This window comes from Lacihabitans sp. CS3-21, assembly GCF_024343675.1.
In the GTDB taxonomy this organism is placed as follows: domain Bacteria; phylum Bacteroidota; class Bacteroidia; order Cytophagales; family Spirosomataceae; genus Leadbetterella.
On sequence record NZ_RJUD01000005.1, the window covers coordinates 1 to 21,660 of the forward strand.

The window sequence follows — 21,660 nt, forward strand, 5'->3', positions numbered from 1 at the left end:
TGGATTCATAGACCGTGGCGAAAACATCATCATAACTGGAGCCACAGGATGTGGAAAAAGTTACATTGCTTCAGCAATCGGCCACCAAGCATGTTTATTAAATAAAAAAGTCGCTTACTTCTCTCTCCCAAAACTTCTTGGAAAAATAAAAACAGACAAAATAGATGGGGCTTTCAGAAAAGAAACAGAGCGGATAGAATCAAAACACCTCCTGATTTTGGACGATTGGGGATTAACACCATTAGACACTCAGTCTAGACTAGCCTTGCTACAAATAATTGAAGATAGACATAATAAATACGCCACAATTATCACATCTCAATTGCCTGTGTCAGCTTGGCATCAATACATCAATGACAACACCATTGCAGATGCCATTCTCGATAGAATAATACATCAAGCCCATAGAATAGACCTAAAGGGTGAATCACTGAGAAAAAACATCAAAAATCAAAACAATTAAATATCTTTGAATCAAAATCAAATCAAGACCAAACAACTCAACTCAACTGGCTCACTTTGAACCGGAATGGCTGGCTCACTTTCACTGGAATATGCAACTGGTTATTTTATCATTATTTATATAATCAAAATAGCCTTCATTTTGATTATCAAATTCTCAAAATGAAGGCTATTATTTAACTAATACACTATCTTATTTACTTCACAGGTGTATCGTCAATGACTAACGCTTCTTGTTCATCTTCGGGTGGCATAGGGAAGTCTATTTTCTTCATTATTTTAGAAAATAATGCCTTTATCCTTATCCAATTTTGAAAAACAATAAATCCGAGAAGTATAGATAAGATTATTTTTAACAATAACAGGCTGTTATCTTTTTTTACTATATGATTTTCTAAATCATTGTTGGGTAAACTATACAAGATCCTATTATTATTGGACGCATTGCTATTATACCAATCGCCGAAATTCTGATATTCTATTTTCATAGTTTTACTTTTTTAAAATTGAATAATATTTATTGTCATTGCTAGGTCTAAACTGATATTCACCAAACATATAATACCCTTCTTTGGATACAGAAGTGAAATATTTCATGTTGATATTTGTGGCTCTTAAAAGATCAATTGGTATTGGAGTAGATTGGAAAATTTCGAAGATTTTTTTTAAGACCAATCTGTTTTTTTTAACTTCTCCTATGATTTCCTTTAAAGCTTCATTCTTTTTTTGAAAAACCTCATTGTTATGTGATGTTTTACAAAAGGTAGAGCAATATTTTTTATTTTTCCTGCCTTCAAAACTATTTTGGCAGACAGGACATGTACTAACTTTCATACTATAAAAGTTTTTTGCTTTTAATGTACTTATCCAAATCTTCCCTAAGGAAAATTACTCGTTTTTTGGATAGCTGGTAACTTTGTATTACTCCATCCTTTCTTAGGCTAGAAAAGGTAGGCTTAGAAATTTTGAGATACTTTGCTGCTTGCTCAAAATTTAATCTTTCTGGTTGAGAACTTTCAGCTATAGGATTAGCTGTGATTGGCGGCTGCTGTGCTTTTAGGAGTTCTCTGACCAGTTCAGAAAACTCATTTACGCTCAGCGTAAATAAAGGGTTTTTGTTCATTTGTGTGGTGAATTTAATATGTAATAAGGCCTATTCCTTATCCGCAACAAATGTATATTTACTTTTTGTTGAAGTCAATACCGCTATATCTATAACGCACCATTATTGTAATTTTTTTTTGTAGGTGATAGTTTATTTGGCAGGATATCTATCTAAATCGGCAGATTTTTTTATTAAATAAGCTACTTCTTTAGTTTAGAAATCGAATGGGAATCGCTTCAAAAAGCTCATTTATTCGCTTAAAAAGACTTTTTATTCGAATAAAATGTCTTTAAAATGTTTTGAAATGTGTTTGTTCCGAATTAGTAAGTTGATGGTGCTAAAGAACAGTTGAAAAAGCGAACCGAGTTTCATGTTTCTTTTTAGATACTCGAGTATTGCCTCTTTATTAACATTTCCAATTCTCAACATCATTCCGTAAATTGCATTAAACTATTATCTAAAGCCACCCAACGACTTTCGATAATCTCAAACCCCTATTAAACACCCCATGGCACTAAGCTGGAACGAAATAAAAGACCGAGCGTTACACTTTTCAAAAGAGTGGGCAGACACCTCCAATGAAGACGCAGATGCAAAACCATTTCTTGATGCTTTCTTCGAGGTATTTGGGGTTCCTCGTAAAAAAATCGGAACATTTGAACATAAAGTAAAGAAAATCAACGATGCTGATGGGTATATAGATTTGCTTTGGAAAGGCACCATTCTCATAGAAATGAAAAGCAGGGGTAAAAACCTTGATAGAGCCTTTGAGCAAGCTAAAGATTACGCCCTCGGTCTCAAAGCCCATGAGTTACCCAAATACATTTTGGTAAGCGATTTTTACAACTTTAGACTATACGACACGGAGGAAAAAACCACCAGCACATTCCAACTTCCTGATTTTGTAAACCATGTTCAGCTATTTGGCTTTATAAGTGGGTACCAAAAGAAAACCTATAAGGAGCAAGACCCAGCCAACATCAAAGCGGCCGAGCTAATGGGAAAACTCCACGACAGGCTAGAAGAAATAGGCTATACCGGCCATTCCTTAGAGGTGTACTTGGTCAGGATTTTATTCTGTTTATTCGCTGAGGATACCACCATATTTGACAAACAGCAATTTCAGGATTTTATAGAACAACGTACCGCCGTGGATGGGAGCGACCTTGCCGCACGCATTCAAGAACTATTTCAGGTACTCAACACCCCAAAGGAAAGGCGATTCAAAAACCTCGATGAGCAGCTGGCCGATTTTCCTTATGTCAATGGAAAGCTATTCGAAGAAATATTGCCAACAGCCAGTTTTGACACCAAAATGCGACAAGCATTATTAGACTGTTGCTATATTGACTGGAGCCTGATATCCCCTGCAATATTCGGTTCAATGTTTCAAAGTGTCATGAATCCCAAAGAACGCCGTAATTTGGGTGCCCACTATACCAGCGAAACCAACATTCTCAAACTAATAAAACCTTTGTTTTTGGATGAACTCTGGTCAGAGTTTCACAATATAAAAGACAACAAAAACAAACTGCCAGAATTTCATAAAAAACTAAGCACACTAAAATTTCTAGATCCTGCTTGTGGTTGCGGTAACTTTCTGGTTATCACTTACCGAGAATTACGCCTACTCGAGCTCGAGATATTGAGGGCTCAATACAAAAACCAATTGGCGACCAGTATTGAACAGATCATCTGGCTTGATGTTGACCAAGTCTATGGCATTGAGTACGAAGAATTTCCAGCACGAATAGCAGAAGTGGCCATGTGGCTCATGGATCACCAGATGAACATGCAAATAAGCCAAGAGTTTGGCCAGTATTTTGTGCGTTTACCTTTGAAGAAATCGGCCAAAATCGTCCATGGAAACGCCTTGCAGACTGACTGGGAAGATGTGGTTGAAAAAAAAGATCTAAACTTTATTTTAGGTAATCCACCATTCATAGGGTACGCTTGGCAAAGCCAAAATCAAAAAAATGATATGGCTTCTGTTTTTTCCGATATTAAAGGAAGTGGCGTTTTGGATTATGTATCAGCATGGTATTTAAAGTCTGCAAAATATATTCAAGAAACTAAAATTAAAGTAGCATTTGTATCTACAAATTCTATTTCGCAAGGAGAGCAACCTGCAATATTATGGCAAACATTAATTTCCGTATATAATATTTTTATCCATTTTGCCCATCGCACGTTTTCATGGAGCAATGAGGCAAAAGGAAACGCAGCAGTTCATGTGGTAATAATTGGGTTTGCTAATTTTGATATAAATAAGAAATTACTCTTCGAATATGAAAATATTAAGGGAGAACCACATGAAATAATAGTTTCAAATATAAACCCTTATTTAGTCGCTGCAAAAAATGTTTTCATCCAAAAAAGAACAGTTCCAATTTGTAATGTTCCAGGAATAAACAGAGGCAGTGATGCAATTGATGATGGTAATTTATTATTAAGTAAGGAAGAGAAAGACTTATTGTGCAAGGAATCCCCAGAAGTGGAAAAATACGTTCATCCTTTTTTAATGGGGAGAGAGTTTTTGAACAACATTCCTAGGTATTGCCTTTGGTTTAAAAATGCAGAATTGAGCACATTGAGGAATTCTCCAAAACTATATGAAAGAATTAATAAAGTTAAAGAGTTTCGGCAAAAAAGCCAAAGAATTCAAACATTAAAAGCTGCCCAGTTTCCTTCTTTATTTGGAGAAGAAAGACAGCCAGATTCTGATTATTTAGCTATTCCAAAGGTTTCCTCGGAAAATAGGGTTTATATTCCAATTGGATTTTGTGATAAAAATATAATTTGCGGGGATAAACTTTTCTATTTGCCTAACGCAAATAGTTTCCATTTTGGTATAATTACATCTAAAATGCATATGGTATGGGTCAAAAACACTTGTGGGAGAATGAAAAGTGACTATAGCTATTCCAACACAATTGTTTACAACAACTTCCCATGGCCAGAGAATCCTGCAGAAAACCAAGTCAAAAACATTGAAGAAAAGGCTCAGAAAGTTTTGGATGTTCGGTTGGCATTCCCTAATAGTTCATTGGCTGACCTTTACGACCCATTAACCATGCCGCCAGCCTTGGTAAAAGCACATATCGACCTAGACAAAGCGGTAGACCAAGCCTACCGCTCACAGCCATTCACCAGCGAAGCCAAAAGAATGGAGTTCCTCTTCGAACTCTACGAAAAATACACCGCCGATTTGTTCACCAAAGAGAAGAAAAAGAAGAAATCACAAATTTAACTATTCCATCGTCCCAATAAATAGTGAATGATTATTATGATAAATAATTGATGTATGAACAAAATAAAACAAAAGTTATTTGATTTAATCTGTAAAGAGGAAGTTCTACTTTTTGTTGGAGCAGGAATGTCTATGTATGCTGGTTTTCCATCCGGTGCAGAATTGGCGAAGAAATTTTTTGATGAACTTCCAGAAGAATATAAAGCGAAAATTGATTTTACAAAGGATTTGCCAAAACTTACTGATGACATATCCAATTTAGAAAAATTAAAAAAAGATTTCTTACTTAACATTCTAGTACGAGAGTTTCTCCGAGAACCTATAAGTACAAGCATTCACAATTTACTGGCGGGAATGCCTCAATTCAAAACCTTAATCACGACCAATTATGACGACTTAATAGAGAGAACTAACAATAGTATTCAAGTAGTAAGAAAAAGTACAGATTATCCAAAGGTCAACCAAAAGAACCAAATACTCTTTAAAATACATGGCGATTTGGTAGAAAAAGAAAAAATTATTCTTACAAGGACGGATTATATAAATTTTTTTTCTGACTCTCTGGAGGACTCTATATTTTGGAATGCAGTTAAAGAGAGAATGTCAGCGAATCATATTTTATTCATTGGCTATTCTATTGAAGATCCCAACGTGGATACAATAATTAAGAAAATAATAAATCAGTTAGGTCACAGTAGAAAAGATATGTTTTTTATTGCTCCTTCAATTTCTGAACCTAGACGAGGATTCCTTAAAAAAAATGGAATTAAATACTTAAACGGGAAAAGTGAGTTGTTTTTTCCTGAATTGTTCCTTTACCTCAAAGACAATTTCTTCCCAAATGTACCAAGAGGGTTAGTTTCTACTGATACAGCAATCAAATTTGCAAAAAACAATGATTTAAGAATAAATATATGTGCTTCAAATGATAGAATTAATATTATTAGTCAACCAGGGACAAAATCAGAACTTAAACTTAAGTTAAATATTCCTAAAATTGAAAACTATAAACTTACAGACCTAATTAATGGAAAAAGTTACGCCGATTTGGTGATTGATAGTGCTTGGATTAAAGAATTAAGTGTCTATCAAAAAGATTTCAAAATTAAAGAATTTGATAATTTTTCGAACATAATTGTAAAAAAAACACCGTTTTTGGTAGGTCCAGTAGATATTCATTTTTCGGATGGCTTTATCGAACAAAATATTAATTTTGAAATTTATGGAGCCAAACCTTCTGAAAATTCAATATTGTTAAAATTGAATAATAAAGACTTTGAAATTGATATAAGACTTGAAATTGATATTGAAAAAGACAAATCAAATATAGAAGTAACATTCAAACCTAAGGAAGTTCTTTCTAATACCAATTCTGGGATTAAGTTTTATGAAATAACAAATAAATTATTTTCGAAAGATCGATACAAGATTTACAAGGAGAATAGTATTATATATGAAAATGTATTAAATTTTTATGACAAAAAAGAAGATAAAAATCAATTGTTTGAATACTTAAAAAAACTAAAAAAAATAGAGAACCATTTTGGTATCAGATTTTTTGATTTAAGGCTTCAAGAAATGAATGATGATTTAGTAGAAGGTATAATATCTTACATTGATAAAACAGAATTAAAAAGAATTAATCTCTCAATTGATCTACCAATTGATTCCATAATTGATAAAGAATTGCTCAGGCAAGTTGATGTAAAACCGTTAAGGGTAGTAGAATCTGAAAGAATGACTATAACTTTACACAATTTAGAGATAGAGATAGGTCAACCCAATTATTTTATTAACGACGTTTACATTAAAAATTTTACAGAGGTACAAAATGGAACTGCTCAAATTGTTGAGTTTCGTAGTAGAACAGAAAGTGCAATATTAATGTATTTAGACGAGGAATAATAATGAGATTGGTTATTACCGATGCTCATGAATGGGCCAGTAAAAGAAGCAGAAGAATACATACAAAAAGCAAACAAACTATCATCTATGGCCGCCGAGCCAGAGGTGGGATATGGGGAATGAAGAAATAAAAAAAGATTTGATGAAAAATGACATATTAAAAATACCAAATAAGGTTTCGTCGAATGGCTTAACTAAGTTATATAATATACTTGAAGTTAGAAAAGGTGATTCTCTTTTGGATTTAGAATTACCATTAAAAAATTTGGATTCTGACTTCAGTTTATTGTTTTCATTTATTCAACTCGTTTCGACGTGGCTTCGTAAGTCATATTCAGGCAATTTGATTTTGCCAGTTTCTAGTGTTGAAGAAGCAATTGCATATTTAAATGAAAATGAATTTGTATACCCCTCAATTACCCTATGTTGGAATAAAGAGATTAAAACATTAACAGGGGAAAATGTTAGGCTTCAATTAAAAAATCCAAGTAAGGAATATTTTACTAAGATGGATTTTTATAAATTGAAAGGATCCTCTGTACCTATTTATTGTTTTGATCACGATAAAGTTAGTAGAGGAAAGTCCCGAGTATTTTACAATAACGCCTTAGAACTTTATGATGAAGGTGCGATGGGTTTTAATCTCTTTAATGCATATGAGAAAGTAAGTATTCATAATTTATCTTTTTTGAGGGAGAATCTTAAAGGAATAATAGATGATTTTAACGCTATCATACATGAGGCGTTTATGAATACAGATGAGCATGCTGTAACTAATGAAAAAGGACACTATCTCTACCCAAATATTCGTGCAGTGTTGCTTAAGTTTCAAAAAAAGACGATAGCAGGATTTAAAGAAAACCACAAAGGCTTTAATGGTTTATTAGAATACTTCGATTCTAATTTTAATCTTAATACCCAGAATGAGTTATTTTTAATAGAGATATCAGTATTGGACAGTGGACCAGGCTTATATAAAAGATATACTAGGAATTCTGAATATCCAGATGATTTAAATGAAGAAATCAATATTATAAAAGATTGTCTCTATAGGAATAATACCTCCGAAATTGGTGGCAGACGCTCAGTCAAGGGAATGGGACTTGATCGTATTCTGAGAGTTATAGATAAGAAAGGATTTGTTCGCATAAGGACTGGAAGGGCTGACGTTTTCAGGAATATGAGAAAATTTGAATATGAACATCATGAAACAGCACAAGATATTCAATTATATGATTCTATAAAAAATTCTAATAAATCATTCAGTACCAATGCGTGTGCTGAAGGAACTCTAATCTCAATTTTTTATCCACTTGAACTGAAAAGATATGAATAATAATTATTTTACTTTTCAATATAAAGACGACAGCTCATGTGGCAATCTTGGAGTTATAACGGTTGTTTTTATTCATCAACAATCAATTACTAATTTCAATGCCTTTTCCCAAGAAATTGATGTTTTCTTCCAAGAACATGCTCTGTCTGATAAAATAGTTGTGATTTTTGGAAAATATTTAGAACAAAAATCAAAGGATTTTATTATTAAAACTCCAGAGGAAGCTTTCAAAAGAGTACCCGGAAGGTCAAAAGATTTCTTTGACAAAAACCTCTTAGTTTATTCTTTTGATGCAGAAGGGTCGATGGTGTGTGTTAAAGGTAAGACACCCAAAAACGAAAAGGAATTTCACAAATTTCTGTTGCGAAGTGGTTCCACTATCCTATTTAAAAACAACGGAGGACTAGTTGAGTCAACACCCGACCATCATTTTGTTTTTCCATCTGGCAAGCATTGCTCCAGATTTCTTAGAACAGGAAATGTTTTAATTAATCATCCAGAAATTTTCTATTTATCTTTTCAATTATTGCCTAAACTAAAGGAAACTAGTTACATTTATTGTGATACGGCTTCAATCAATGCATTACCGTATACCTTATTTGAGTTGAAAAGAAGATTTGGACAAGATTTTGTTTGTCCGTTAGTCTATAGTTTTAAATCATATGATTTATTTGAAGATAAAACATCAAGTTTCCCGCCTGATAGTTTAATTCTAATTTCATCTTCTACTTCAGGTGGAATTATTGTTAGGATGCTGGAGAAAGAACTTGTTTCGAAATCCCAAATTTGTCTTTTATATTTTTTAGGAAGTAATTCTGATTATAGAGCTCATGCAGAACAAATAATATGTAATCTAACCAAAGAACTAAATTTTGATATTGGTTTAGACGTATTAGATTCATTCAAAAAGAATGAACTTTGTAAATTTTGTGATGAAAACTCTAGGCCAATACCTATTAAAGGAGATGTCTTTTTAACGGTTCAACCACAGGTTAATTTACTGTCTCTCAAAACAATTCCTGAATATGCACCAAAAGCTTTTCCTTATTTTATTGAAAAATTCCGAGGCTTCGGGTCGTCAGAAAATACAATTTTAAAAGTGTATTATAAAGATGATACTAATGGAAAAGAGAATTATGAAATTTATATAGATTACGCAAAACTTATAGAGAATATAGAGAGATTTGGTACTTACAAGAAATCCCTAGATAAATGTATCGATAAATGTATACCTGCAAATTCGAAAGTTATCTTAACCCTTCCTGATGTAGGTTCAAGACACCTTGCAGATTATATACTTACACAGACGAGTGGGGGCATTAATCCCAAAGTTATTAAATTCGAAGACAATTGGGTAGATGAGCTCAATGGCATAAATGGAACAATAGTAATTGTAGCATCCTGCATTTCCTCAGGAAAAAAAATGCTCCAGATAAGTAGATTACTCAGAAAATTTCCTAATTTATGTATAGTTTATTTTATCGGAATTTTCAGACCGCCTAATGAAAATTATTCTAAAACATTATCAAGTAATCTTTCAAAAGGGAGTACTCCAAGTGATTCAAGTCCTGTAATTGCCGTTGAAACAATAAAATGTAGTAATAAGAAAAAGAATACTCCTTGGGCACGAGAAAAGGATTATATAGATAAAGTTATTACTGAAATTGATGAAGAATCAGATGCTGAACTTGATAATTATCTTAATCAAAGAAGGAATACATTACTTAATGCTAAAATAGCTGGAGGGCTGTCTAATGATATATTTCTGAAAACCCTTAATGGAAAAGACTTATTATTAAATAAAAATTTTGCCTTTTGGGAATTTGACTATGAAGAAAAAGAGGTTGCTCAATCCGAGTTATATTTTCAAATTTCTGCAATTTTAAATAAACTTTTCAACAAAGAAGTTACAGATCATCCTAGCCTGAATCAAACAAATTATGTTAGAAATCTTTTAAGCCCAGGTAACTTTAGTAGGTTTAATGATGGTATAATCCAAGCAGCACTTCTTAGAGCAGGAGACTCCTCAGTATTTTCTTATGATTTAGATAAATCCTCAAGCCAAGAAATGAAAGAGCAACTTCTAAGCATGTTAGAAAAATTACAAACCGACGACAGTGAAGCTTTACCTGAATTCATGTTAGCTATTGGTCTTAAAAAGTTGAAATTATTCGACGAAGATTTGATTGAATTTTTAAATAAAGCCATTGGGTGTGAGAATAAAATTATTTCTAGATTGGCGGAATATATCTTAGCAGAGAATTCTAAAAATTAATTTATATGGAATTAAACAGCAAACAAAAAGTTGATTTAGAAGGAATTTGGAGATACGAATCCTCTCAAATTATTAAAATGATTTAATAAGCATAATAATGAATAAAACATTTAACATATATTGTGACGAAAGCTGTCATTTAGAGAATGACCATAAAAACTATATGTTTTTGGGTAAGATTAGTAGTGCCTATAATCAGGTAAAGCACCACACGGAGCAAATTAGGGAACTAAAGAAAAAACACAATTTCTTTGGTGAAATAAAGTGGACCAATGTATCCAAGTCCAAAATTCATTTCTATATTGATTTGGTAGAATATTTTTTCTACACGGATTTGCATTTTAGAGCAATAGGAATAGATAAAACAAAAATCAAACATCAAGAGTTTGGCCAAACACACGATGATTTTTATTACAAAATGTATTACTATCTATTGAATCATAATGTTCAGTCATTGTACAATTATAATGTTTATCTTGACATCAAAGACACTTTGAGTGCATATAAAGTAAACAAATTGAAAGAAATTTTGAACTCTAAATATGGCGTATTCAGGAACATTCAAAATATAAGATCACATGAAAGCATATTAATGCAACTTACTGATTTTATGATGGGTGCAATTTCATATTTGCACAACAATATAGAAAAAAGCAACTCGGCAAAGGTAAAAATTATAGAAAAAATAAAATCTAACAGTAATGTAGATTTGTTGAATACAAATTATTCTGACAAACTTAATTTGTTTTTTATTGAACTAAAATAAAATGCCAACCAATTTACTAAAAACATACAATCAATTGCTAGAGTTCTTGGCTCTTGAAGAAGGCAAACGAAAAGACTCACTGCTTCGGGTTTTTAATCGAGACTTTAATGTTGAAAATCCAATTTTATTTAAATCCAAATGTGTTTATCCCACACCAAAAGAAGGACAAGATAAATTGGCTATACTTTTTACACATTTGACAACTGTTATACAAGATAAAAAAGAGAGAAATAGGATTTTTGATATTAAACGTTCTGAAAGACTTCATTGGGTCAGATATCATTTAAATGAAACAAAACAAGATGAAATGTTGGTATTCTCGGTAAAAGAGCCAGAAGGTAACAGAACCTACATTTATGATAAAAAGGAAAACTATGTGGTTATTCTTGAACCCTTACGTAGAGTCTCTGGATATTATCTGCTTACTGCCTATTATATCGAGGGGAAAGATGTAAAAAGAGACAAAATATTAAAAAAATATAAAAGAAAATTAGATGAGATACTATAAAATGCAAAAAACGCAGAGCATCTAGGCTTGCGTTTTTCGATTTCCTTTCTTCGGATGAAGAATGAACTTGATGCAAAATTCTAACTATTACTTCTGATAAACAAATGTTTTTCCAATTTTAACAAAAAAATAAATAAAATCTTGAGGGAGACAAATAACTTGAACTAAGTTATTTAGTAAATTCAGTTTTTAAAAACTACAAAATCTAACATTATCAAAATAACATGGAACTATCCCGCAAAGAAAAAGTAGAGATATGAAAAAAATGAATTTTTGGGCAATTAGATTATTAGCATTTGGTATTGTCGGAATGTTTCTACTGCCTTTCATAGTGACCCAAACCGCAATGTTAAACTTTTTTAATGTTGATTTTGGCACATCAAATCAAATAGGAGACATGATTGGTGGTATCACCGGCCCATTTGTTGCTCTAATATCTGCAGGGTTTGTCTACCTTACTTTAAGAGAGCAAATAGCCATGAATGATGAATTTAAAAAAAGATTTGAGAAAGAGGATCAAGAAAAAAAGGAAGATTTTGTATATAAGGAGATAGTTTCAAATTTGAAAACTGTAAATGATTTAATTTCAAATTTTACATATAGAGATTATCGGGGTCATACATCAAACGGCGTTAGTGCTATTAATTCTTTAACAAGGGATGTTGCATTTTTATACAAAGAAAATAATAAAGCATACATTGATAAGGAATTTAAAACAGAAATATGGTATAAAGAACTTTCTGGATATATTATTTCGTATTTGGAGATTCTAGATAGGATATTTCTTTTTTGGAAAAGAGGGTATGATGTTATAGAAGAAAAAATCAAATTAGAGATACTTATACTAGAGTTGGAAAAAATTCGACTTAATTCATTGGGCTTGGCTCCTATTTTAGTTTCAGAATTTATTAAGTTACCACAAGTAATTTCTGGTCACATGGAATTTAAAAATAGAGAAGATCTAACGATACACTATGTATATGCCAAAATACTAAAGTTAGAATATAATCTGAATTTGAAAGCATATCCAAATGGGAAGTCTAGAAACCAGTCAGATTTAAAAATAATTTTTGAACATTTACCTCAGATAGAAAAGTTTTTCTTTTCAAATTACCAGTTAAAACTATAAAAAAAGCAATGGAATTATCCCTCATACAAAAAGTTGAATTAAGAGAAATTTGGAAACACGAAGCCACAAATTTTACAAGGTGGTTGGCCAAGCAAGAAAACTTAGCTCTTCTAAGTGAAGAAATAAATATTGAATTAACCGTTATCGAAACTGAATACACTGTCGGTAGGTTTAATGTTTACATTTATGCCCAAGAAACCAACACCGGAAGAAAGGTAATCATCGAGAACCAATTAGAAAGAACCGACCACGACCATCTGGGCAAACTAATCACCTATGCTTCAGGAGTTGATGCTGAAATAATTATCTGGATTGTAAAAGACGGTTTAGAGGAACACCAACAAGCTTTGGAATGGTTAAACGAGAATACTGACGAAAGAATCAACTTCTTCTTGATACGTATGGAAATATGGAAAATTGGAGATTCCAATCCAGCACCAAACTTTCATATGTTAACCAAGCCTAACAATTGGTTCAAAACGATAAAACAATCATTAAGTGCCTCAAACTTCAGTGAGACTCAAACACAGCAATTAAAATTTTGGGATAGCTTCAAAGAATATTGTCAGGCAAAAAAGATTGATCTTAACCTAAGAAAAACATATCCCCAACACTGGTATGATATTTCCTTTGGCCGCTCAGACTGTCACATTGGCCTAACTATTAATTCACAAAAAAAGGAAATGGCATGTGAGATATATATTCCAAATGCCAAAGAAACATTCCAAGAATACAAAAAGCACGAATCAGAAATAGAAGCAGAACTAGGTAAGTTGCAATGGATGGAGCTGCCAGCCAAAAAAGCAAGCCGAATAAAGCTAAACACCAAAGCCGACTTCGCCCAAGAATCTAACTGGAGAGAATACTTTAAGTGGTTTGCTGAGCAAGCATTAAAGTTTCAGGAGACTTTTAATAAGTATTAAACAATGAAAGAGTTTCTATTTATCTTCACAGATTACCTAAAAGGAAATCCAACCTATCCCGCCATAAGACGTGGTTTGAATTTCATTTTGAATACGAGTATTGCTGCGTATTTCTATGAAAAGTTTATTGGAACTTATAATTGGATTGAAATTTCAGATTACAAATCATTAATGGATTTTCTAGTGAAGGGTCATTTTATAATTCCACTCAGTTTTTACGTTCTAATCTACACATTTTTAGGGGTTTCAATATTTTTACTTTTTAACTTCCGCTTAGATTATCAGAAATTCAAGGCTATTCAAAAAATAAATGCAAAAGAGCTGGATAATGAGCGATTCGATGAAATGCTAGAAGGCTTTTCAACACTAAGCTCAAAGTTTAACATTATTGTAATTTCAAAAGAAGAGATTATTTCGTTTTACAAAAACAAATTTGCCAATGTATCCTCAACTGATATAAACGAACTTAAAAATTTAATTCATACCCTTAAGGCTAATTTGAGTAACCATTTTGGGTTAATTTTCAGATTGTTAATAGCTATTTCTATTTATTATTTCAATACTTTGAATTTTCCTAACTGGTTATTTATTACAATTCTTTTCGTCTTGTTTATTTCAATATTCTTAGTTACTCAAGCATTTAGACTTTTAGATGTTTTACCGGCAGTTCACAGATTCTTAAATAAACAAGTGGATGAGTTTAGCAAGGGAAATCAATCAATCTAATTAAATGTCGCGTTAATGTTGTTGATAAAAATTTGACGATTTCAAGTTGAGTATAGTATGTTTATAAAACTAAGTGAGCCACTTGGTATAATTCTTATCTAAAGTATTTGGTTTTATATTGACTTAGCTTTACCATACTTTTAAATATTTTACTTTTACACTTACTTTTACACTTAAAGGAAAAAGACTTACAATCCATTGATTATAAGTCTTTTGATTTTTCTATTTGTGGTCCCAAAGGGAATCGAACCCATATCTAATGTTTAGGAAACATCTATTCTATCCGTTGAACTATGGGACCGTAATTGGAGTGCAAATTTCGTTAAATTTAAGAGAAATAAAAAGTATTCCCTTATAAAAACAAAGAACCCCAGCAGAACTGGGGTCTTTGCGGCATTTACCAATATGAATCAAGTTTGAAACTTGTATTCAAAGTCTTTATATTCTGAGGACACTGAGCGAAGCCGAAGTGTCATTTCTGCGGACACTGAGCGGAGCCGAAGTGTCACTTCGACTACGCTCAGTGACCAATTGTCAGTAACCAATAACTAGTAACCAATAACCAATATTCTAATCTAAATCAATAATCTGCGTTTTGAGGGTCGAAGTTTGTCCAACCTGCTGTCCAGTCAGTAGTGCTAAATGCACCTACATATGTGTTGGCTTCAAATCCTGCTGGAAGTGTTACACCAGCATTCAACAAAATTGAAGCTGAAATAGGCAACAAACTTGGTTTACCTGTCAATGAGTTATAGCCTGTTGGTAAACCCAAAGCTGAAGCTTCCAATGCAAATTGGTTCTTTCTCGAAGCATCATTCAATTTAGCTGCATCTCCCAAAACCAAGCCTTTTGTACCCATACCAGCAAATATCAAACCTTTGAAGTCGTTTTTGCCATCAACAAAGTTTTTCTGAGTAGCAGCATCGCCAAGCTCAAGTCCGCCTTTAGGAAACGCTCCTGTTACCAATGAGTTGTAGATTGAGATAGCCGAGTTTCTTCTGATTCTGTAGCCCGAACGGAATTTTGCGTCTGGTGTTCCATCGCCCATGATAACCGATACGTTTGCAAACATGGCAGAAGTTTGAGGAGTAGCAGCAGATCCAGAAGCGTCGTTGTCAGATTCAAAACCGTTAGAGTCAGAGCATGAACATTGGTCAGCAACTTTTGGGTCTCTGAAAATCAAACCATATTGAACTTTACCAGCGTATCCCCAATCAGTATCAAAATCGTCATCCAAGTTTTTATATGAGATCAAGTGTTTTGCATTTACATTTCCACCAAACCATTCAAAGCCGTCGTCTCCATTCATAGATACTTGAACGTAGTCAATCACAGTTCCACTACCTACACCACCTAGGGTAAGTCCATTGATTTCTTTGTCGGTTTCGAAGGCAATTCCACCAAATTCAAGTCTAACATACTTCAAGATTCCTGAGTTGTCTGCTTCTACATCACCACCGAAAGTTGAAATGTTTTCACCTTCAATCGTAGCTGGAGTTTTGTTTACTTTTCCTTTACCCAAAATGATTAATCCGCCCCAGTCACCGTAGTTTCTTGATCCTTTGGCTTGGTTTGAAGTAAATACAATCGGCTTAGCTGCAGTTCCTTCTGCTATGATTTTGCCACCTGGCTTGATAATCAAAGTAGCTTTTGTAGCTTTGTCTCCTTTGATGATTGTACCTGGCTCGATAGTCAAAGTAGCACCTGATTCTACATAAACAAAGCCTTCAAGGATGTATTTGTTCTTTGCATTCCAGATAGTGTTGGCAGTCAGGGAGCCTTTTACCGTAATGTTTTCTCCAACGGGAATCACGGTTGTGTCGTCGGTGTCGTCAGTTCTTTCGCATGAGCTTATGCCGAGCCCCAATACCATTGCTGAGAGTAATAAAGTTTTAAAATTCACCTTCATGATTTTCTTTGGTTTTGAAAAAATATAAAATAATTAAAGTTTATAATTTAGTGTCAAGAAGTAATTAGAACCTCTTTTGTACTGTTGGAAAATGCCGTCTGTCTCTGTTATTTTATTATCTCTATTGGTATCTTGAATAAGTTTGAACGATTGGTTCAAAAGGTCTTGCACGCCTGCTTTGATTTCTATGTTTTTGAAAGATTTAGAAAGGTTCAAGTCTATGACGTTTCTTGGCATTTCGAAAACATTAGAACTCAATACGTTGTCGCCGATTACGTAGATTCTCTGACCAATCACGTTGTACATCACGTTGGCTTGCACACCACTTTTAGGCTCGCTGTAGAATAATCCTGCATTGATCAAATATGGAGACTGACCTTGCAAGTATCTATTGAAGTCCGAAAGTCCACCCACTGTTACGTTGGAATAAATCAATGAGGTATTGAATACACCCATCAAGTTTTTGGTGACATTTTTACGTACTTCTAATTCAACACCTTGAGAGTAAGCTGATTCTGAGTTTGCTACTGTAAAAGCCACTGTACTACCATTATAGAATACGGCTGCTTCTATAGGGTTTTTGAATTTTTTGTAAAAAGCACCAATCGTAATCAGCTCACCTGAACTTGGGTAGAATTCATAACGTATATCGAAGTTTTGGATAGTAGCAATTTTGATATCTTTGTTTCCTCTACGGGCTACGTCAAATACGAAGTCATAATACGTAAATGGAGCCAATTCTCTAAATTCAGGACGATTTACTGTTGTTCCGTATCCAAATCTTAACACGTTTTTCGGATTGAAATTATAGGTTGCATTTACAGAAGGTAAAAAACTGAAAATCGGGTTGTTTACATCTACTTTAGCACCACCGCCACGCTCACGGCTTTGTAGCATTTGTTTGTTGTATTCTTCTCTGATGCCGAATGTGGCATTAAACTTCTCATTGAATGGTAAGTATATGCTTGCAAAACCAGCAGTTAACAAGTTTTGAGCAGTGTATCTGTCGTCAAAATTGGTTCCTTCTGAATAATATACTCTTGATGATCTTAGGTTTTCGTTGTCAAAGAAGCTATTAGGCTCAAGAGAAAGTAATTCATTGGTTACACGGTTAGGGTTTACTACGCCAAACCATCTAGCTTTGAAATATCTGTCTTTGTATTCTGTATAAATTCCTGTTTTTAAGACCTTGTTCATCGACTCATTGTCTGATTTCTTGCCTAAAATCACATCGTAATTTACTGAGCCAGTGATCACGTACTCATCCATGTTAGAGTAAAAACGAGCTGCTTGTTGTAAGGTAGGAGATTCAAATTGTTGAAGGTCCATTTTGTATCCACCTGTTGATCCAATTTCTCTTGACGATGTAAATCTTCTGAAGTCAGGCTCTTTTCTGATGGTATAGCCCAATGCACCAATCCACTTTAATTTTGCTTTTTCTGAAATTTCATGCGTTCCGTTCAATTGGCTAGAGAAAATACTTTTTTGCTCATATCTGAACGATTGGTTGAAGATTTCAAGATTATTCTCTAAAAGATTTCCATTTCGAGTAACAGTCTCTTTAGAAGCCATTTGATTAAATAGATTCCTAAATTCTATTTTGTTTTTTGGGTTCAAAATCAAGGCCCAGTTGGTCATAGCACCTAACCTTACGTTGTTGGCATAGGATTGGTCAAAGAACTCACTCGCTTTTGATTCGTCAAACAAGAATCTGTTCTGAATTACGCTTTGGTTGGTATTTGTATTTGAATAATTGATATATGAGATGTTGGTCAATTCTTTCGAACCAAAGAAAAATCTTCTGCTGAAGTTAATATTTGCTCTAAAATCAGGATTGATGGTTTTCGTAGCGGCACTGTAGTATGGATTTAGGTCTCTAAAATTTTGTATCATTTGCTCTGTAGATGCCAAGTTAATCACATTTTTTGTGCTTGGAAATCCAGCCGGTAAGTTTCTGTAGGCTGCTCCAAATGCAAGTGCGTCAAGGTTACTGCCTGTGTAGTCAGTGGTGGTTTGTCCTGTAGCATTTGAACGATAACCTATGGTAAATCCTGCTGAGATGTTGTTGCCGTCAGGAACGGTTTTAGTGTAGATTTTTATAGCTCCTCCAGCGATATCTCCTGGCAATTCAGCCGATGGCGATTTGTAAACCATCATTCTGTCGATAGCGGCACTTGGAATCAAGTCAAATGAGAAAGACTTTACGTCAACCTCAGTAGATGGTGTTATGATGTCGTTTAAGAGTACGGTATTGTATCTTTCATTTAACCCTCTGATAACTATAAATCTATCGTCGAAAATAGAAACACCCGGTACACGTCTTACTACTTGTGAAGCATCTCTGTCCTGAGTTTTTACGATTTGTTGAGAAGAAACACCCACCGCAATATTTTGAATCTGTTTGATTTCAGAAATCACTGAGATTTCAGTGCCTGTCATTCTTTGGGCTTTAATCACTACCCCTTCTAACATTTTGCTGTCGTCTTCTAAAACTGCATTAATCAATGTGGTTTTATCTGATTCTATTCTTACATTGTCAATTTCTTTTGGAGCAAAACCGATACTTGTAATAATGATTTTGTAGTTTCCAGCTGCCAATTTTGAAAAAACAAAATTGCCTTCAATGTCTGTCATGGCTGCGAAGGTGGTGTTTGCTATTTTTACAGTGGCACCGATTGCTCCTTCATTGGTAGTTTTCTCTTTTACATTTCCTTTCAGTATGCCTGACTGTGCAAAGATCGTGACAGAAATAAATAGTAATAATGTAGTAATTTTAAACTTGTTCATTGGTATTTTGAATTTCTAATTTCTTGGTATTTTAATTACGCCACAAAAGTAGAATCCCAATGTTAAGAGAATATTAAGCCAGTGTTAAGTTTGAATTTAGTAAATTTGTGTTTAGTTAATGTATTGATTAGTAGTGTATAAGGTTTCTTTTGTATCAAAACTCTTTTCGTGTTTTTTTTAATGTAGTGAAAAAAATATTTTTAAAATAGAAATGCGACGGGGCAGCTCACTATCATTTGTCTTTAAATTTTATAGGTTTTACACCAAAAGCTTCTAAATTCTTTAACGCTTGTTTTAAAAAATTCCACCACTAAATTTTTTAGCAAAATGTTCTCTTTTTAGCCAATCATTCATTTTTTAAGAATTTAAACTTAATTTGCTAGCTTAATTTTTCTCCTTTTTTTACAATGAATAAAACCACAGCACTTAAAAAATACTTCGGGTATGATAGCTTTAGGCCCCTTCAAGCAGAAATAATAGACCATATTTTAGATAAAAAAGATGCTTTGGTTTTAATGCCCACGGGTGGAGGTAAATCTATTTGCTTTCAAGTTCCTGCTTTGGTTTTAGATGGACTTACAGTGGTTATTTCGCCACTTATAGCTTTGATGAAAGACCAGGTAGAGGCACTAAGAGGTAATGGGATAAAGGCCTCTTTCTTAAATTCAAGCATTTCAAATGACGAGCAAGATGCTGTATTTTGGGCAGCCAAATTGGGAGAATTGAAGTTGCTTTACATTGCTCCTGAGAAATTGTTTGCAGGCAATATGGTAGAGAATTTTAAAAATCTCAATATCTCACTTTTCGCTATTGATGAATCACATTGTATTTCTTCTTGGGGACATGATTTTCGTCCAGAATATCGCCAATTATCTATATTAAAAGATCAATTTCTAGATATTCCAGTCGTTGCTCTTACCGCCACAGCCGATAAAGTTACGCGTAGAGACATTTGTAAACAGTTGCTTATTCCTGAAGAACATACCTTTATCAGTAGTTTTGATAGGCCAAATATCAGTTTGGAAGTATTGCCTGGAAGAAAACGCTTACAACAAATTCAGTCTTTTCTTAATAAAGTACCTAATCAATCCGGGATTATTTACTGTTTGAGTCGAAGATCCACCGAATCAGTTGCTGAAAGCTTGAATAATTTGGGATTTAAGGCAGAAGCATACCATGCAGGCATTACTGCAGACAAACGCTCAAAGATTCAAGAGAATTTTATCAATGATGAAACGCCCATTATAGTGGCTACCATAGCATTTGGTATGGGTATCGACAAGTCAAATGTCAGGTGGGTTATCCATTACAATATGCCCAGCAATGTAGAGAGTTTTTACCAAGAAATTGGCCGAGCAGGTCGTGACGGAATGCCAGCTCAAACCGCTCTTTTCTACAGTTTTGCAGATATCGTGACCCGAACCGACATGATAAAAAGTTCTGAACTGCCTGAGGAACAGAAAGAACTGATGCTGGCCAAGTTAGATAGAATGAAGCAATATGCCGAAGCCAATATTTGCCGTAGGCGTATTTTGATCAGTTATTTCAATGAAGATTTAGGTAAAGATTGTGGTAACTGTGACGTTTGTAAAAATCCAAGGAAGAAATTTGACGCAACAGTTTTGGCACAAAAAGCACTTTCCGCAATTTTCCGAACCAACCAGAAAGTGGCCCTGACCATGCTGGTTGATGTACTGAGAGGAAGTCGTAACCAAAGCGTGATAAATAAGGGCTACGATCAGCTTCCGACTTTTGGAGTAGGCAAAGACCTCAAAGCTGAAATTTGGGTCGATTATATTTTACAATTGCTCAATTATGGTGCTTTTGATATTGCCTATGATGAAGGCCATACATTCAAGCTTAATGAGGTGAGTCGGCAAATTTTGAAAGGTCTTAGAAAAGTGGAGATATCTGAATTTATTTCATACGCTGAAAGGCAAACGGCGGAGGTCGAGCAAATTAGTAGAACTGCAAGTAAGTCTGAACAAATCAAAGGAGAGTTGTTTGAAAAACTCAGAACACTCCGTAAGCAAATTTCCGACGCAATAGGTTCGCCAGCGTATATTGTTTTTTCAGACGCTACTTTGGTAGATATGGCCGCCAAAAAGCCAATTACCAAAAGTCAGTTTTTGGAGGTTTCAGGTGTTGGCCAGGAAAAATTTAAGCGTTTTGGTGAAGCTTTTATCAAGGAAATATTTGAGTTTGTTAACCAAAACAAAGAATCAGCCGCTCGAATGGGCAAAGGCCTGACGCAAGCCGTGTCTTATCAATTGTATCAGGACGGATATTCGGTAGAGGAAATTGCTCAGCAACGTTCCATTGCCCAATCTACTGTGATTTCTCACCTCATAAAAATGAAAGAAGAGGGTAACGATATCGATCTAAAGGCTTTGATAGACCCTTGGGATTTGAATGCTATCAAAGATGCCATTGAGGAAATTGGATTCAAAAAAGGCGATGGTATAAAAACTATTTTTGAACACTTTGAAGGGAATATGGGCTATGAAAAAATTAGGCTTTCTTTATGGTTTTTAAGTTTGGGCTGAAAGTGTATAATATGCTGATTATGTGTTTATTGT

General features: G+C 33.9%; 16 protein-coding genes and 1 tRNA gene. 11 read left to right on the top strand and 6 right to left on the bottom strand.

What is annotated here, in order from left to right:
- Nucleotides 1–463, top strand: a 463-nt coding sequence (locus EGI24_RS04690; RefSeq protein ID WP_255047190.1) for an ATP-binding protein, incomplete at its 5' end; no start/stop codon positions are given.
- A gap of 196 nt (nucleotides 464–659) precedes the next feature.
- Here EGI24_RS04690 and EGI24_RS04695 read toward each other — a convergent pair.
- The 3 genes from EGI24_RS04695 to EGI24_RS04705 are packed head-to-tail and all read right to left on the bottom strand — an operon-like array spanning nucleotide 660 to nucleotide 1,585.
- On the bottom strand, nucleotides 660–950 hold the full coding sequence (locus EGI24_RS04695) for a hypothetical protein (protein WP_255047191.1): 291 nt from the start codon (nucleotides 948–950) through the stop codon (nucleotides 660–662).
- 4 nt (nucleotides 951–954) lie between these two features.
- Nucleotides 955–1,296, bottom strand: coding sequence for a 2-hydroxyacyl-CoA dehydratase family protein (locus tag EGI24_RS04700; protein WP_255047192.1), 342 nt, complete (start codon nucleotides 1,294–1,296; stop codon nucleotides 955–957).
- A gap of 1 nt (nucleotide 1,297) precedes the next feature.
- Entirely contained in the window at nucleotides 1,298–1,585 is a 288-nt protein-coding gene (locus EGI24_RS04705; RefSeq protein WP_255047193.1) for a helix-turn-helix domain-containing protein, read from the bottom strand.
- Nucleotides 1,586–2,075: 490 nt separating this feature from the next.
- Between EGI24_RS04705 and EGI24_RS04710 the strand changes: the two genes are divergently transcribed.
- From EGI24_RS04710 to EGI24_RS04750, 9 genes are all read left to right on the top strand, one after another.
- Nucleotides 2,076–4,817 (top strand): DNA methyltransferase, encoded by a 2,742-nt coding sequence (locus EGI24_RS04710; RefSeq protein ID WP_255047194.1) that lies wholly within the window; start codon nucleotides 2,076–2,078, stop codon nucleotides 4,815–4,817.
- Nucleotides 4,818–4,871: 54 nt separating this feature from the next.
- The gene (locus EGI24_RS04715; protein ID WP_255047195.1) at nucleotides 4,872–6,722 is read left to right on the top strand and encodes an SIR2 family protein; all 1,851 of its coding nucleotides are present in this window, start codon (nucleotides 4,872–4,874) and stop codon (nucleotides 6,720–6,722) included.
- A 142-nt stretch (nucleotides 6,723–6,864) separates the two neighbouring features.
- Nucleotides 6,865–8,058, top strand: coding sequence for a hypothetical protein (locus EGI24_RS04720; RefSeq protein ID WP_255047196.1), 1,194 nt, complete (start codon nucleotides 6,865–6,867; stop codon nucleotides 8,056–8,058).
- A complete protein-coding gene (locus EGI24_RS04725) occupies nucleotides 8,051–10,333 on the top strand; it encodes a hypothetical protein (protein ID WP_255047197.1) in 2,283 nt (760 codons plus the stop codon). Before EGI24_RS04720 ends, EGI24_RS04725 begins: the two co-directional genes overlap by 8 nt.
- 97 nt (nucleotides 10,334–10,430) lie before the next feature.
- Nucleotides 10,431–11,099, top strand: a complete 669-nt coding sequence (locus EGI24_RS04730; protein ID WP_255047198.1) for a DUF3800 domain-containing protein — start codon at nucleotides 10,431–10,433, stop codon at nucleotides 11,097–11,099.
- A 1-nt stretch (nucleotide 11,100) separates the two neighbouring features.
- A complete protein-coding gene (locus EGI24_RS04735; RefSeq protein WP_255047199.1) occupies nucleotides 11,101–11,607 on the top strand; it encodes a hypothetical protein in 507 nt (168 codons plus the stop codon).
- A gap of 256 nt (nucleotides 11,608–11,863) precedes the next feature.
- Nucleotides 11,864–12,736, top strand: a complete 873-nt coding sequence (locus EGI24_RS04740) for a hypothetical protein (RefSeq protein ID WP_255047200.1) — start codon at nucleotides 11,864–11,866, stop codon at nucleotides 12,734–12,736.
- An 8-nt stretch (nucleotides 12,737–12,744) separates the two neighbouring features.
- The gene (locus tag EGI24_RS04745; RefSeq protein WP_255047201.1) at nucleotides 12,745–13,659 is read left to right on the top strand and encodes a DUF4268 domain-containing protein; all 915 of its coding nucleotides are present in this window, start codon (nucleotides 12,745–12,747) and stop codon (nucleotides 13,657–13,659) included.
- 3 nt (nucleotides 13,660–13,662) lie between these two features.
- Nucleotides 13,663–14,385 carry a hypothetical protein gene (locus EGI24_RS04750; protein ID WP_255047202.1) on the top strand — a complete coding sequence of 241 codons (723 nt, stop codon included), beginning with the start codon at nucleotides 13,663–13,665 and terminating at the stop codon, nucleotides 14,383–14,385.
- 229 nt (nucleotides 14,386–14,614) lie between these two features.
- Here the strand turns inward: EGI24_RS04750 and EGI24_RS04755 are convergent.
- From EGI24_RS04755 to EGI24_RS04765, 3 genes are all read right to left on the bottom strand, one after another.
- Nucleotides 14,615–14,686 (bottom strand) — tRNA-Arg (locus EGI24_RS04755).
- A 279-nt stretch (nucleotides 14,687–14,965) separates the two neighbouring features.
- Complete coding sequence (locus tag EGI24_RS04760) at nucleotides 14,966–16,294, bottom strand: T9SS C-terminal target domain-containing protein (protein ID WP_255047203.1); 1,329 nt, start codon at nucleotides 16,292–16,294, stop codon at nucleotides 14,966–14,968.
- 33 nt (nucleotides 16,295–16,327) lie between these two features.
- Nucleotides 16,328–19,081 carry a TonB-dependent receptor gene (locus EGI24_RS04765; protein ID WP_255047204.1) on the bottom strand — a complete coding sequence of 918 codons (2,754 nt, stop codon included), beginning with the start codon at nucleotides 19,079–19,081 and terminating at the stop codon, nucleotides 16,328–16,330.
- Nucleotides 19,082–19,488: 407 nt separating this feature from the next.
- Here EGI24_RS04765 and recQ point away from each other — a divergent pair, with 407 nt between their 5' ends.
- Nucleotides 19,489–21,627, top strand: coding sequence for a DNA helicase RecQ (gene recQ / locus EGI24_RS04770; protein ID WP_255047205.1), 2,139 nt, complete (start codon nucleotides 19,489–19,491; stop codon nucleotides 21,625–21,627).
- Nucleotides 21,628–21,660 lie beyond the last annotated feature (33 nt).

Coding starts and splice junctions, on each gene's coding strand:
- EGI24_RS04695 (WP_255047191.1), bottom strand. CDS start 950: ATGAAAATAGAATATCAGAATTTCGGCGATTGGTATAATAGCAATGCG.
- EGI24_RS04700 (WP_255047192.1), bottom strand. CDS start 1,296: ATGAAAGTTAGTACATGTCCTGTCTGCCAAAATAGTTTTGAAGGCAGG.
- EGI24_RS04705 (WP_255047193.1), bottom strand. CDS start 1,585: ATGAACAAAAACCCTTTATTTACGCTGAGCGTAAATGAGTTTTCTGAA.
- EGI24_RS04710 (WP_255047194.1), top strand. CDS start 2,076: ATGGCACTAAGCTGGAACGAAATAAAAGACCGAGCGTTACACTTTTCA.
- EGI24_RS04715 (WP_255047195.1), top strand. CDS start 4,872: ATGAACAAAATAAAACAAAAGTTATTTGATTTAATCTGTAAAGAGGAA.
- EGI24_RS04720 (WP_255047196.1), top strand. CDS start 6,865: ATGAAAAATGACATATTAAAAATACCAAATAAGGTTTCGTCGAATGGC.
- EGI24_RS04725 (WP_255047197.1), top strand. CDS start 8,051: ATGAATAATAATTATTTTACTTTTCAATATAAAGACGACAGCTCATGT.
- EGI24_RS04730 (WP_255047198.1), top strand. CDS start 10,431: ATGAATAAAACATTTAACATATATTGTGACGAAAGCTGTCATTTAGAG.
- EGI24_RS04735 (WP_255047199.1), top strand. CDS start 11,101: ATGCCAACCAATTTACTAAAAACATACAATCAATTGCTAGAGTTCTTG.
- EGI24_RS04740 (WP_255047200.1), top strand. CDS start 11,864: ATGAAAAAAATGAATTTTTGGGCAATTAGATTATTAGCATTTGGTATT.
- EGI24_RS04745 (WP_255047201.1), top strand. CDS start 12,745: ATGGAATTATCCCTCATACAAAAAGTTGAATTAAGAGAAATTTGGAAA.
- EGI24_RS04750 (WP_255047202.1), top strand. CDS start 13,663: ATGAAAGAGTTTCTATTTATCTTCACAGATTACCTAAAAGGAAATCCA.
- EGI24_RS04760 (WP_255047203.1), bottom strand. CDS start 16,294: ATGAAGGTGAATTTTAAAACTTTATTACTCTCAGCAATGGTATTGGGG.
- EGI24_RS04765 (WP_255047204.1), bottom strand. CDS start 19,081: ATGAACAAGTTTAAAATTACTACATTATTACTATTTATTTCTGTCACG.
- recQ (WP_255047205.1), top strand. CDS start 19,489: ATGAATAAAACCACAGCACTTAAAAAATACTTCGGGTATGATAGCTTT.